Genomic DNA, 12,218 nt, shown 5'->3' with positions numbered 1-12,218 from the left:
TTCACGTTCGGCCCCTACCGGGAGTGTTCGCCTGCTTCCGGTCCGGAACCTATGGTGTGGATCATCCCTACCCCCGAGTGTTACCCCGAAGAGTGCATCGGTGACAATCTTGCACAGGTTGTGGAGGGGAGTATTCCTTCGCGGCGGCATCGTCATCACGGACCCCTCCTGCGTATCAGGCGGTGGGGCCCGGTGCCGTCGGCCGGCGTGGTCGGTGGGAGAGACCTCCGGTCCCCGGCATGTGCCCTGAACCGGAGGTGATCGATGGGTGCCGAGACGAACGTGCTGGCGCAGAATGTGGCGCAAGCCCAGTCGGACACGTTGAATGTACCGTGGTGGGTGTGGTTGGTCACACTCGGCGGTCTGGCCGTACTTCTGTTGCTGGACCTGGTCATCGTCGACCGCAAGCCACACGAGGTGACGACCGGGGAGGCCGGCAAGTGGGTGGCCTTCTACATCGGTTGCGCGATCCTGTTCGGTGTCGGAGTCTGGTTCTTCGGCAGTTACCACTTCGCCGTCGAGTATTTCACCGGCTACATCACCGAGTACTCGTTGAGCGTGGACAACCTGTTCATCTTCATGGTGATCATGTCCAGCTTCGCGGTGCCCTCGGTTCACCAGCATCGGGTGCTGCTGATCGGCATCCTGCTCGCGCTGGTCATGCGCGGTATTTTCATCGCCGTCGGCGCCCAGTTGATCAATAATTTCGTCTGGGTCTTTTTCATCTTCGGAGCTTTCCTCCTCTGGACCGCGGTCAGCATGGTCCGGAAGAAGGACGAGGACGAGGAGTACAAGGAGAACGCGGTCGTGCGCTGGGTGCGCAAGGCGTACCCGGTGACCGATGAGTACCACGGCACGAAGATGACGGTGAAGATCGAGGGTAAGCGCTGGCTGACCCCGATGGCCGTGGTCATCGTCGCGATCGGCAGCGCCGACCTGCTGTTCGCGGTGGATTCCATCCCCGCGATCTTCGGGATCACCCAGGACCCGTTCCTGGTCTTCGCCGCCAACGCGTTCGCACTGATGGGGCTGCGGCAGCTCTACTTCCTGCTGGGCGGGCTCGTGGACAAGCTGGTGTACCTGTCGGTCGGCCTGGCGGCCATTCTCGGGTTCATCGGGATCAAGCTGGTCATCCACGCGCTGCACGCATACCACCTGGTGCCGGACTGGCTGGAGATCGGCAACTTCCTGTCTCTGGGTGTGATCGTCGTGATACTGGCGATCACCACTGTCGCCAGCCTGGCGAAGTCGAAGAAGGACGTGCAGGCCACCTCGGGTGGCTGACATGTGCGCCTGATGCGCACAGGGCGGCCGGTCCCTCGCGGGCCGGCCGCTCTGCCTGTGCGAACCCGGCCTTTCGCGCCTGCGGGAGGTTTCCGGCAAAACTGCGCCTCATCGGCCGGGACAATCGGACATACTGCTAATCCAGCAGGGTGTAGCTGAGTTCCGTGCAGATGCGCCCCAACGGCACGTCGAGGCCGGGGTCGTCCAAGGACAGCAGGACATCCGGCGATTCGGGCAGCGCGTCGCCACCGGGTGGGTCCCACAGGCACAGCGACGGATGGCCCGCATCCATCGACGAGCAATACCACAGTCCGTCGAGTTCGGGGTAGGCAGCCCGGATACAGCGCGCCCATGCCTGGGTGCGTTCCTTGGGGCCGTTGTTGATCGCTTGCGACGCACCCGCCCGGGTGGGCCAGAGACCGGAGAGATCGAGCAGTCGCAACGTCCGCCTCGACCGGAACACCACCAGCTGGGGAGCGCGAGTTTTTCTGTCCACAGTGGACGTAGCTTGGTATACTTCGGCGATGCACGTGCGCACCGACAGTGAGAAGTACAGCACGCCGTGTTCGCGGGTGACCGTGGGACCACCCTGGGTGCTGGGTAGGTGTGGGTCGAACCGAGCGTGGGGCAGCGGGCCCGCGTAGCGGAAGGTGTCCCACTGCTGGGGATGGTTGCCTCCCGAGGTGAACACGCGAGAGAGCCGGGTGCCCACAGGCAGCGCGATGACGTCCTCTGTACGTCGGAGCATCGCCTGTAGTACCGCTGGGGCGGGCGGCTGGGGAAGCCGAGCCATGTGTGTCCTGGTCCGTGGGTCGCCGAGAGTTCGATGCCGGGAGTGCTACGCGGGAGTGCCGATGGTGGAGGCGAACTCGGCGACGCGCTGGGCACTGCCACCGGCCATCAGCCACTCCCTCGGAGTCACCGGCCGACCGCTGATCTCGAGGTCCTCCTGTGGTGTGGTCATGAAGTTCGCCAGCACCAGGGCGGGCTGGTCATCGGGCATGGCGGCCAGGATCGTTTCCAGGCCGGGAAGGACGTCGTGCTCGGTGAACTGCCACGCGGGCAGACGCCATCCGCCGCGATCCTTCCAGCCGATGAGGTGGTGCGAGGCGACTCGATGCCGGATGCGGCTGGTGTCCACGCCCACACGGCTTGCGGCCTCGGCAACGGACAGCGCTGTATCCCGGAGCACGGCTTGCTCGGCAACGGTTCGTGCTCGCGGGTCCCCTTCGCTCTCGTCGTGGGGCGTGAGGTCCAAGCCGACGTCGGTCAGTGCTCCACGGCTGGATTCATCGAAACGTGCGGCGGGGTCCGGCTGGACCGGAGTCAGCCGGTTGGCGGCGTCCTCGACGAGGGAGAGAAACTCGTGAGCCGTGATTTTCAATCCGGCTCTGGCGAGCACGGTCTCCAGCGCGACAGTCATGGGTTCAGAATAACGCGGTCCGGTTCATTGTGTGCGCTATCGTGCGCGCCTGGTCTTCGTGTCGATCGGGTCTTGACGGGATGTGGGGGTGACCTTTTGACTGGACGTACCGACTGGTCGGTCTTGTCGGAATTCTCGTGTGGCCGGTATCGGTGATGGACGAGGCCCTGCGGCGCAGGTCCCGTGGCGTATCCCGTCAAGGACGGAAGGGAAGCGAATGAGCAAGCGTTTCGACGGCCGGGTGGCGATCGTGACCGGCGCCAGTCGAGGAATCGGGTTCTCGATTGCCGAGCGGCTGGTGGCCGAGGGAGCCAAGGTGTGTCTCACGGCGCGCAAGCCCGAGGCACTCGATGAGGCGGTGGAAGCTCTGGGGGGTGCCGAGCACGCGCTCGCGGTGTCGGGCAAGGCCGACGACACCGAGCACCAGGAGGCGACGATCGCGCGTACGCTCGACTCCTTCGGTCGAGTCGACATGCTGGTCAACAACACCGGGATCAATCCGGCATATGGGCCGTTGATCGAGCTCGATCACGGTGTCGCCCGCAAGACCTTCGAGGTCAACGTGCTCGGTGCGCTGGCCTGGACCCAGCAGGTACACCGCGCCTGGATGGCCGAGCACGGTGGTTCGGTGCTCAACGTGTGCTCGGTGGCCGGGCTCAAACCCGCGCCCGGCATCGGCTACTACGGCGCGACCAAGGCCATGCTGACGCACATGACCCAGGAGTTGGCGGTCGAACTCGGCCCCACCGTGCGGGTCAATGCCGTCGCTCCGGCCGTGGTGAAAACGCAATTCGCCACCGCGCTGTACGAGAACAACGAGGAGGAAGTTGCCGCACAGTACCCGATGCAGCGTCTGGGAATTCCGTCCGACGTCAGCGGTGCGGCGGCGTATCTGCTCTCCGAGGAGGCCTCCTGGGTTACCGGGCAGATCCTCACGCTCGACGGTGGCGTCACCCTGACCGGAGGTGTGTGAGATGGAGTCCCCTGCCGAGTCGATCGTGGTGGTCACCGGTGCCGGCCACGGCATCGGTGCGGCCCTGAGCCGCAAGTTCGCCGGGCAGGGTGCCACCGTGGTGGTCAACGACGTCGATGCGGACGCGGCGCGTCGTGTCGCCACCGAGGTCGGGGGCCTGTCGGTGCCCGGCGACGCGGCCGATGATGACGGGGTGCGCACGTTGGTCGATGCGGCCATCGAGCAGTACGGCCGGATCGACATGTTCTGCGCGAACGCGGGTGTGGCGACCTCGGGTGGGCCGGAGGTATCCGATGAGCTGTGGCAGCACTCGTGGGAACTCAATGTCATGGCCCACGTGCGCGCCGCGCGGGCGGTACTGCCGCACTGGTTGGAGCGGGGCCGTGGTCACTTCCTCGCGACCGTGTCGGCGGCGGGCCTGCTCACGATGCTCGGTGCTGCCCCCTACTCGGTGACCAAACACGCCGCGCTCGGCTTCGCGGAGTGGTTGTCGGTGACCTACGCTGATCGAGGCATCACGGTGCAGGCCCTGTGCCCGCAGGGTGTGCGCACGGATATGCTCAGCGGTAGCGGGGAGGCGGGCAAGCGTCTGCTTGCCGCCGAGGCGATCGAGCCCGACCAGGTTGCCGATGCGGTCCTCGACTCCCTGGATGGTCGGCAGTTCCTGATTCTTCCGCATCCGGAGGTGGCCCAGCGTTACGCTCAGCGGGCCGACGACCCCGATCGGTGGCAGGCGGGGATGCGCAAGCTGCAACGCGGCCTCGAGCACGGACATGCTTCCGGCCACTGAGATGCAACGAACCGACTGGTCGGTACCCTGGAAAGGGTGGTGCATCGGAGACAACAAGCAGGAGGCGACGATGACGCGGACCGGTGATCGCGGTGCCGAGGCAGCTCACACGGTCGACGCGGATGTCGAACCGGTACCGCAGCGGTTGTTGACGGTGGCCACCCGGCTGTTCGCCGATCGGGGTTTCGAGACGACATCGGTTCAGCAGATCGTGGATGCGGCCGGAGTCACCAAGGGGGCGATGTATCATTACTTCGGCTCCAAGGACGACCTGCTGTACGAGATCTACGCGCGCGTGCTGCGCGTGCAGACGGCTCGGATGGAAAAGGTCGCCGACAGTACCGATTCGGTGCGGCAACGGTTGCATGCGGTGGCTGCCGATGTCGTCGTGACGACCGCGGCCAATCTGGATGACACGGTGATCTTCTTTCGCTCGATGCACCTGTTGCACCCGGACAAGCAGGCCGAGGTCCGGTCCGAACGTCGTCGCTACCACCAGCGGGTCCGCCGGCTGATCGAGGAAGGGCAGCACCAGGGGGTTTTCCGTTCCGACAAGTCGGCCGAACTCGTGGTCGACTTCTTCTTCGGTGCCGTGCACCACCTGGGTAGCTGGTTTCACCCCGGCGGTGAGTTGACCGGCGAGCAGGTCGGCGAGCATTTTGCCGACCTGCTGCTGGACTCGCTGCGCCCGTGAGGTTGCTGCGGATGGTGTACAGCGAGGAGTGCGCGCGCTAGCATACCGACCAGTCGGTACACAGGAGGTGGCTTATGCAGGGATGGCAGCTTCACGAGCTCGGGCAACCGAAAGAGGTGCTGCGGCTGGACGAGCGGCCGGATCCGCGCCCCGGACCCGGCCAGATCGTGGTCCGGGTGCTGGCGAGCCCGATCAACTTTCCCGATGTGCTGCTGTGCCGGGGCGAGTATCAGCAGAAGCCGGACCTGCCGTTCACTCCCGGCGTCGAGCTGTGCGGTGAAGTGGTCGAACTCGGTGCCGGTGTCACCGGTCTTTCGCCGGGTGAACGGGTGATCGGGGGAGCGGTACTCCCGCACGGTGGTTTCGCGGAACTCGCCGTGATGGACGCGAACCGGGCCTTTCCCGCTCCCGAAGCGCTCTCCCATGCTCAAGCCGCGTCGCTGTTCATCGGCTACCAGACCGGATGGTTCGGTCTGCACCGGCGTGCGGCTTTGCAGCCGGGGGAGACACTGCTCGTGCACGCCGCCGCAGGAGGCGTGGGCAGTGCCGCCATCCAGCTCGGAAAGGCAGCCGGTGCCCGGGTGATCGGCGTTGTCGGCGGGGAGAAGAAGGCCGAGGTCGCGCGGCAGCTCGGCGCCGATGTCGTCGTCGATCGCCACAGCGAGGACTTCGTCGGCGTGGTCAAGGAGGCTACGGGCGGCAACGGCGCGGACGTCGTCTACGACCCGGTCGGCGGCGAAACCTATACGCGTTCCACCAAGTGCATCGCCTTCGAGGGCCGGATTCTGATCATCGGGTTCGCCGGCGGCACGATCCCCACGCCCGGTCTCAACCATGCACTGATCAAGAACTACTCGATCGTCGGACTGCACTGGGGTCTGTACAGCGAGCGTGACCCGGAATCCGTGCGGCAGGCACACGCCGAACTGGCGAGTCTTGCGGAGAAGGGCGCGGTGCGCCCGCTGGTCAGCGAGACACTTCCGCTGGACCGTCTTGCCGAAGGAGTCCAGCGGGTCGGCGATGGCCACACCGTCGGCCGGGTGGCCTATGCCCGCGGGTGATCCGAGGATGACTGCTTCTGGCGCAAAGTATGGCGTAAACTGTCTGTATGAGTGTGCTGCCAGTAGGCGATGCGCGTGATCACTTCTCCGATCTGCTGGGAGACGTCGAGCGGACGCATGAGCGGGTGACGATCACGCGGCATGGTCGTGCTGTTGCGGTCGTGATGTCTCCTGAAGACCTCGAGTCGCTGGAGGAGACGATGGACCTTCTGGCCACGCCCGGAGCGTTGGCGGAAGTCCAGGAGTCCGCTGCGGACATCGAAGCAGGCAGAACCGTCGGAATCGACGAGATTCGAGACGAGTTCGGTCTGTCCTCGTGACAGAGCGTGATTCGGCAGAGGAACAACCTCATCGGGTCGAACTCACCGCGACTGCGCGACGTACGCTGTTTCGTCTTCCGGAAAAGATCGTGAGTGCCTGCATCGAGTTCATCTCGGGGCCGTTGGCGACGAATCCTTACCGAGTCGGTAAACCTCTGGGGCGGGAGTTCGCGGGCCGACATTCTGCCCGGCGAGGTTCCTACCGCGTCGTTTTCCGCGTCGAGGAGAGCAGTGGCACGATCTTCGTGGTGCGTATCGATCATCGGGCCGACGTGTATCGGTGAGCTGGTCGGGGGATGGACTGGTACCGGCGACGTGCTCGAACTCGCCTGCGGGCCCGGTACGTGGACGGGCCAGCTGCTGGCCCACGCCCAGCACGTTACCGCCGTGGACGCCTCCCCGGAGATGCTCGCCATCGCCTCCACCCGGTTCGATGACGAGCGGGTGCGCTTCGTGCAGGCCGACGTGTTCGGCTGGAAGCCCGACCGTCGCTACGACGTGGTCTTTTTCGGGTTCTGGCTCTCGCACGTCCCACCCGAGCGGTTCGAGTCTTTCTGGTCGCTGGTGGCCGACTGCCTCAAACCAGCAGGACGGGTGTTCTTCGCCGATGACAACCACCGGGCCTCCGAGGAACTGACCGAGGGCGAGTCGTCCTCGGTCATCCGCCGGACACTGAACAACGGTACCCACTATCGGGTGGTGAAAGTCCCTCTCCGGCCCGCTGACCTCGAGCAGCGGCTCGCGCGCCTCGGCTGGGACGTCACGGGGACCCCGACGTCCGGTCCGTTCTTCTGGGGAGCAGGCAGCCTCGACCGACCGTGATACCCCGTCGCGTCGGGCACGTGTGGCAGTGGCGAGTTCCGCATCGTCCGGGACCCGGTCAACGGCGTCTCACTGTGGGAAGAACAAGACTTGGCTGCGGGTGCTACAGCTCGGACTCGCCCCGGCAGGTGACGGTGAGCTCGTCGCCCACGGACAGCCTGCCGGCCCGTGTCACGGCGAACTTGACCCCGAAGGCGACGCCGCCCTGCTTCGCTCGCCGGTGGTCGGCGAGTGAGTGAAGGGGTTCCGGGCCCGCCTGCCTACCGGATTCCTGGTCGACCAGCGTGACGGTGCAGCGGATCGCGAGCTTGCTGTAGCCCAGTTCCGCTTCGCCGGCGCGCAGGCGGCGTACCCGGTCCTCGCCGTACGGCTCGTCCCAGCCGTCGACGACGATGTTGGGGCGGAAGCGATCCATGGGCACCGGGTCACCGCCTCGTGCGGCGATGCGCTCGTTCAGAGCGTCCAGAGAGGACATCGTGGTGAGAAGCACCGGGCTGCTGTCGGCATAGCCGGAGGTGCCCGGAATCCAGCCGTCGGCGACACGGTCGTGCTCCGGTGGGACCCGCACGAGCCTGCTCGGTGTGCCGAGCACTTCCGACAGCCACCCGGCCACCGCATCGCCCTGGTCGATGCCCCGGTAGGGCGCGCCGAGCAGGTTCACGTCGCACCGGGCGGTGGTCGTGTCCACGGCCACGCTCACCGCTTCGATCTCGGGAGCGCGCAGGGTGAGCCGCTCGCCGTCCGCGCCGATCTCGGGACGGACGAGCGCCAGCCGTGGATGCCGCCGTTGCGTGCGGGACACTCCGTCCTCGCCGACGACCATGAAGCTGCGGTCGTGCGCCAGACCTGCGGGTGTCACGAGTGCCTCCGTCACCGAGGTGCCTGCGCATCCCTTGACGGGGTAGTGGTTCAGTTCGACGATTCCGGCCACGCATCGACGCTACCTGCCGATGTGGCCCGGAATCCGGAGAGTTCTCGAATGCGCCACGGCCGGATTGTTCCGGCTACGGGTTTTCCGCAACTACTCGATGTCTGCTGCTCAGCAGTACACGCGAACCGCAACAGAAGGGGACACCCGGTGAGTAGCGATGAACTCCTCCACCTCGTCGAGTGGCGCAAGAGTAGCTTCTCCGGTGGTGGCGGCGCGAGGGAGGAGAAGCGCAATTTCGCGAGAAATTGCGCTTCTGTACCCGGGAGGTGAGCGGCCGGTGCCGGTCCCCGCCGGCCGATACGCTCACACTCCCGGACCCGCCGTCAGAACATCAGGCGGGTGAGCACTTCCGCGACACAGGCGGGCTTGTCGCTGCCCTCGATGTCCACGGTGGTGTTGACCGTCAACTGGAGCCCGTTACCGGTCTCGGTGACATCGGCGAGTTCGGTGTGCGCGCATACACGGGCACCGACGCGAACCGGACTGGGGAACCGGACCTTGTTCACGCCGTAGTTGATCCCCATCTTGATGCCCTCGAACCGGTAGATCTCGGCGTTGAGCGCGCTGACCATGCTCAGGGTGAGGAACCCGTGTGCGATCGTGCCACCGAACGGCCCCTGGGCGGCCCGTTCCGGGTCGACGTGGATCCACTGGTGGTCCAGTGTGGACTCGGCGAACCGGTCGACCTGATCCTGGGTGATGGTGTGCCATTGGCTGCTGCCGAGGTTCTCGCCCTTGGCGGCGAGGATCTCCTCCTGACCGGTGAACACGCGCATGTGCGACTCCTTTGCTTTTCGCGATGGATGATCGGACTCTTATGGTGCCGGGATGTGGCCGAGTTCGGCGATCCTGGCTCGATGCCGTTCGGCCGTGCCGAATGTGAGCTGGCTGCTCTTCGCGCGCCCCAGGTACAGGTGCGCGGGATGTTCCCAGGTCATGCCGATTCCGCCGTGCAACTGCAGGAACTCCTCGGCAGCCGACACGACCAGATCGCCGCAGTACGCCTGGGCCAGCGCAGCGGAAAGACCCACATCACCGTCGAGGGTGGCCAGCGCGTCGGCGGCCCCGCGCGCAGCCGCGCGAGCGGTGCTGACGCCTGCCCAGAGATCGGCCAGGCGGTGCTTGACGGCCTGGAACGAGCCGATCTGCCTGCCGAACTGGTATCGGGTCAGCACGTATTCCACAGTGGAATCGAGGCAGAGCTGCGCGAGTCCCGTCTGCTCGGAGGCGAGAATGCCCGTAGCGGTGACCAGAGCATGCTGCAGAGCCGCCTCGGCGCTGTCCGAGGCGGCGATGCGCAGGCCCGTGGCACCATCGAGATCGAGCGTGGCGAACCGCCGGGTGAGATCGAGCGGAGTCGCCGAGGTTCGCGTCACTCCCGGAGAGGCGAGGTCGAGCAGGTACAGCGCCTGCCCCTCTTCGTCGATGGCGGGGACCACCGCGATATCGGCAACCGGAAGATCCACGACCGTGTGCACGGTTCCGGTGAGTGCGCCATCCCGTGCGTTCACCGACATCGGAAAAGCGCTGCCCGGAGTCGTCGTCAACGGCACGGCCACGGTGCCGATACGGGACCCCTCGGCCAGCGCCACCACCGTCTCGCGCGCGTCGGCCGACGAGCAGCCGAGCAGAGCCGTGGTGGCCAATACCGCACTGCCCAGGAACGGGACCGGGGCGACGCTGCGGCCGAGCTCCTCGGCGAGCACGGCGAGCTCGCGTGTGCTCGCCTCCGCACCGCCGAGTTCCTCGGGCACGGTCAGTCCGGCGACGCCCAGTTCACCGGACAGTGTGGACCACAGGTCGAGGTCGTAGGGCTGGTCGCTCTCGCAGCGAGCGAGAACCGCGGTCCAGTCGCAGCGTTGCTGCAGCAACCTGCGCACGTTCTTGCGCAGGTCCTCCTCCGCCTCTCCGTAGAGCAGATCCGGCGTACTCAACGGGGCAGCTCCTTCCAGGGAACGTCCTTGTCCGCGCGGGACTCGGCGGGCAGGCCGAGTACTCGCTCGGCGATGATGTTGCGCAGGATCTCCGAGGTTCCGCCCTCGATGGAGTTCCCCTTCGCGCGCAGGTACCGGTAACCGGGGCCACGTGCGGTCATGTCCGTGACCTCGGGACGGCGCAGAGTCCAGTCGTCGTATTCCAGTCCCTGCTCGGCGAGCATCTCCATCTCGAATCCGGAGATCGCCTGATTCAGCCGTGCGAAGGCGAGCTTGGCCGCGGACCCCTCCGGGCCGGGAGCACCCACCGCGAGTTGCTGCCGGAGGCGCTCACCGGTCAGGCGGGTGGCCTCGGCCTCGACCCACAGCCGCAGCAGTCGGTCGTGCAGGCCCGGTGTGCGCAGTTCGGGCCGCTGCCGCCAGGTATCGGCCACGACACCGATCATCCCGTCCTCGCGGGTGGTGTTGCCGCCGCCGATGGCCACGCGCTCGTTCATCAGCGTATCCATCGCGACACGCCAACCCTGGCCCACCGAGCCGAGGCGCTGAGTGTCGGGGATACGCACGCCGGACAGGAACACCTCGTTGAACTCGGCCTCGCCGGTGATCTGGCGCAGCGGACGTACCTCCACACCCGGTGCGGTCATATCGCAGAGGAAATACGTCAGCCCCTGATGCTTGGGTGCCTCGGGGTCCGTTCGTGCGATGAGAATGGCCCACTGCGCGGCGTGCGCCATCGACGTCCACACCTTCTGGCCGTCGACGACCCAGTCCTCGCCGTCGCGGACGGCCCGGGTGGACAGGGCCGCCAGGTCGGATCCCGCACCCGGCTCACTGAACAGCTGACACCATATTTCCTCGCCGGTCCACAGCGGTCGCAGGAAACGACGGCGCTGCTCGTCGGATCCGTGGTGCAGGATCGTCGGGGCCGCCATGCCGAGGCCGATGCCGTTGCTGCGCGGATCGTTGTCCGGTGCTCCGGCCGCCGCGAATTCCTCGTCGACCACGGGTTGCAGGGCACGGGGCGCATCGAGTCCACCGAATTCCGGGGGATAGTGCACCCAGGCCAGTCCTGCATCGAAACGCGCGCGGAGGAACTCCGAACGGTCGTGTCGGGTGGGATCGTAGCGGGACAGGAACTCGCGTACGCGGTCGCGCAGTTCGTCGGTGGCGATCACGGTTGTCTCCTTACGCCTTCGGTCCGCCTGCGACGTAGATGACCTGGCCGGAGACGAATCCGGCCTGCTCACCGGCGAAGAACGACACGGTGTTGGCGATGTCCTCGGGGCGGCCGGCGCGCCCGACCGGGATACTCTCGATCGCGGCCTTCTCGAAGTCCTCGAAGGACATGCCCACCCGCTCGGCGGTTGCGGCGGTCATGTCCGTGGCGATGAAGCCGGGCGCGATCGCGTTGACGGTGACGCCGAACTTGCCGAGTTCGATGGCCAGGGTCTTGGTGAATCCCTGGAGCCCTGCCTTGGCCGTGGAGTAGTTCGCCTGTCCGCGATTGCCGAGCGCGGAGGTGCTGGAGAGGTTGACGATGCGCCCCCAGCCGGCCTCGGTCATGTACTTCTGCGCCGCGCGGCTCATGAGGAAGGCCCCGCGCAGGTGCACCTCCATGACGCTGTCCCAGTCCTGCTCGCTCATCTTGAACAGCATGTTGTCCCGGATGACTCCGGCGTTGTTGACCAGGACCTGCGGTGCACCGACTTCGTCGGCCACGCGGGCGACGGCGGCCTGCGCCTGGTCGGAGTCGCTGACGTCGGCGCCCACCGCCAGAGCCGTGCCTCCCTCCGCCTTGATCGCGGAGACGGTTTCGGCGCACTGCTGCTCGTCGAGATCGACGACGCCGATGGCGAAACCGTCCGAGGCCAGACGCCGGGCGGTGGCGGCACCGATGCCGCGTGCGGAACCGGTGACGATGGCGGCGCGTTGAGGGGATGCGGTCATGGACTACTCCCTGGTGATCGTTGGTGTTCGGGATCG

15 protein-coding genes are annotated in these 12,218 nt (G+C 66.5%); 8 read left to right on the top strand and 7 right to left on the bottom strand.

Translation table 11 applies throughout. The annotated features are described in order from the left end of the window. The first annotated feature begins 264 nt into the window (after window positions 1-264). Window positions 265-1,284, top strand: a complete 1,020-nt coding sequence (locus JOF55_RS02740) for a TerC family protein (protein WP_310269054.1) — start codon at window positions 265-267, stop codon at window positions 1,282-1,284. Window positions 1,285-1,420: 136 nt separating this feature from the next. Here the strand turns inward: JOF55_RS02740 and JOF55_RS02735 are convergent, their stop codons facing one another. Both JOF55_RS02735 and JOF55_RS02730 read right to left on the bottom strand, forming a co-directional pair. Continuing rightward, on the bottom strand, window positions 1,421-2,077 hold the full coding sequence (locus JOF55_RS02735) for an RES family NAD+ phosphorylase (RefSeq protein ID WP_374727208.1): 657 nt from the start codon (window positions 2,075-2,077) through the stop codon (window positions 1,421-1,423). 45 nt (window positions 2,078-2,122) lie between these two features. Further along, window positions 2,123-2,707 (bottom strand): DNA-binding protein, encoded by a 585-nt coding sequence (locus JOF55_RS02730; protein WP_310269050.1) that lies wholly within the window; start codon window positions 2,705-2,707, stop codon window positions 2,123-2,125. A gap of 217 nt (window positions 2,708-2,924) precedes the next feature. Here JOF55_RS02730 and JOF55_RS02725 point away from each other — a divergent pair, with 217 nt between their 5' ends. From JOF55_RS02725 to JOF55_RS02700, 7 genes are all read left to right on the top strand, one after another. Then, a complete protein-coding gene (locus tag JOF55_RS02725) occupies window positions 2,925-3,680 on the top strand; it encodes an SDR family oxidoreductase (protein WP_310269047.1) in 756 nt (251 codons plus the stop codon). Between the two features lies 1 nt (window position 3,681). After that, window positions 3,682-4,470: an SDR family oxidoreductase gene (locus JOF55_RS02720; RefSeq protein ID WP_310269044.1), complete on the top strand. Its 789-nt coding sequence runs from the start codon at window positions 3,682-3,684 to the stop codon at window positions 4,468-4,470. 70 nt (window positions 4,471-4,540) lie between these two features. Then, window positions 4,541-5,164 (top strand): TetR/AcrR family transcriptional regulator, encoded by a 624-nt coding sequence (locus tag JOF55_RS02715; RefSeq protein ID WP_310269040.1) that lies wholly within the window; start codon window positions 4,541-4,543, stop codon window positions 5,162-5,164. Between the two features lie 74 nt (window positions 5,165-5,238). Continuing rightward, window positions 5,239-6,225 carry an NADPH:quinone oxidoreductase family protein gene (locus JOF55_RS02710; RefSeq protein WP_310269038.1) on the top strand — a complete coding sequence of 329 codons (987 nt, stop codon included), beginning with the start codon at window positions 5,239-5,241 and terminating at the stop codon, window positions 6,223-6,225. 47 nt (window positions 6,226-6,272) lie between these two features. Beyond that, entirely contained in the window at window positions 6,273-6,545 is a 273-nt protein-coding gene (locus JOF55_RS02705; RefSeq protein WP_310269035.1) for a type II toxin-antitoxin system Phd/YefM family antitoxin, read from the top strand. Next, window positions 6,542-6,829, top strand: a complete 288-nt coding sequence (locus JOF55_RS24335; RefSeq protein ID WP_374727207.1) for a type II toxin-antitoxin system RelE family toxin — start codon at window positions 6,542-6,544, stop codon at window positions 6,827-6,829. Before JOF55_RS02705 ends, JOF55_RS24335 begins: the two co-directional genes overlap by 4 nt. Then, window positions 6,777-7,367: a class I SAM-dependent methyltransferase gene (locus tag JOF55_RS02700; RefSeq protein WP_310269032.1), complete on the top strand. Its 591-nt coding sequence runs from the start codon at window positions 6,777-6,779 to the stop codon at window positions 7,365-7,367. The genes JOF55_RS24335 and JOF55_RS02700 overlap by 53 nt, the downstream gene beginning before the upstream one ends. Before the next feature lie 103 nt (window positions 7,368-7,470). Here JOF55_RS02700 and JOF55_RS02695 read toward each other — a convergent pair whose 3' ends face one another. The 5 genes from JOF55_RS02695 to fabG all read right to left on the bottom strand — a co-directional run bounded on the left by JOF55_RS02695 (window position 7,471) and on the right by fabG (window position 12,182). Continuing rightward, window positions 7,471-8,298: an MOSC domain-containing protein gene (locus JOF55_RS02695; protein ID WP_310269029.1), complete on the bottom strand. Its 828-nt coding sequence runs from the start codon at window positions 8,296-8,298 to the stop codon at window positions 7,471-7,473. Between the two features lie 323 nt (window positions 8,299-8,621). Beyond that, window positions 8,622-9,074: a MaoC family dehydratase gene (locus JOF55_RS02690; protein WP_310269027.1), complete on the bottom strand. Its 453-nt coding sequence runs from the start codon at window positions 9,072-9,074 to the stop codon at window positions 8,622-8,624. A 39-nt stretch (window positions 9,075-9,113) separates the two neighbouring features. Next, on the bottom strand, window positions 9,114-10,232 hold the full coding sequence (locus JOF55_RS02685; RefSeq protein WP_310269024.1) for an acyl-CoA dehydrogenase family protein: 1,119 nt from the start codon (window positions 10,230-10,232) through the stop codon (window positions 9,114-9,116). Further along, on the bottom strand, window positions 10,229-11,407 hold the full coding sequence (locus JOF55_RS02680; protein ID WP_374727367.1) for an acyl-CoA dehydrogenase family protein: 1,179 nt from the start codon (window positions 11,405-11,407) through the stop codon (window positions 10,229-10,231). The genes JOF55_RS02685 and JOF55_RS02680 overlap by 4 nt, the downstream gene beginning before the upstream one ends. A 13-nt stretch (window positions 11,408-11,420) precedes the next feature. Continuing rightward, the gene (fabG, locus tag JOF55_RS02675; protein WP_310269020.1) at window positions 11,421-12,182 is read right to left on the bottom strand and encodes a 3-oxoacyl-ACP reductase FabG; all 762 of its coding nucleotides are present in this window, start codon (window positions 12,180-12,182) and stop codon (window positions 11,421-11,423) included. Between the last annotated feature and the right edge of the window lie 36 nt (window positions 12,183-12,218).

It is taken from the genome of Haloactinomyces albus, assembly GCF_031458135.1.
In the GTDB taxonomy this organism is placed as follows: domain Bacteria; phylum Actinomycetota; class Actinomycetes; order Mycobacteriales; family Pseudonocardiaceae; genus Haloactinomyces; species Haloactinomyces albus.
This window is presented reverse-complemented; position numbering and strand designations above follow the sequence as displayed.